The organism is Hymenobacter rigui, assembly GCF_003944715.1.
GTDB lineage: Bacteria > Bacteroidota > Bacteroidia > Cytophagales > Hymenobacteraceae > Hymenobacter > Hymenobacter rigui.
The window spans coordinates 1-568 of the sequence record NZ_RWIT01000039.1; the positions used below are offsets into that span (position 1 = coordinate 1).

At 72.5% G+C, this 568-nt stretch carries 1 protein-coding gene; it reads right to left on the minus strand.

What is annotated here, in order from left to right; genetic code table 11:
- On the minus strand, nucleotides 1-568 hold a 568-nt coding region (locus tag EI291_RS22560; protein WP_148103456.1), incomplete at both ends, for a glycosyltransferase family 2 protein.

Here is a 568-nt window from a genome sequence, read left to right on the forward strand (position 1 = left end):
GGCGTCAGGCTCCAGCGCAGCACCCGGTGCGAGGCGTACAGGAACGTGACCACCGGCTGCCGCCAGGGCCGCAGCAGCAGCCCCGGCAGCCGCGTCATGGCCTGCCAGCCCCCGGCGCAGATGCGCATCTTGCGCTTCATCTCCTCCGCCAGTGAGCCCGACGGGGCCTCGCTGGCGTACGCCCCCGGCTCGTAGACCACCCGGTAGCCGGCGGCCACGATGCGCATGGACTGCACGAAGTCGTCCAGGATCGTGTCGGCCTCCAGCGGGCGGAACAGGGCCGTGCGGAAGCTCACCAGCTCGCCCGCGGCCCCCATCAGGCTGCTGATGGCCGCGTCGCAGCGCTTGAGCACGGACTCGTAGCGCCAGTACAGGCCCTCGCCCGCCCCGGCCGCGCTGCCGTCGCGCACCACCCGCTTCTCGCCCGAGACGGCGCCGACCAGCGGGTCGGCGTAGTGGCGCACGAGCCGGCGCACGGCCTCGGGGTTGAGCAGCGTGTTGCAGTCGGTGAAGACGACGAAGGGCGTGTGCACGAAGAGCATGGCCCGGTTCTCGGCCAGCGACTTGC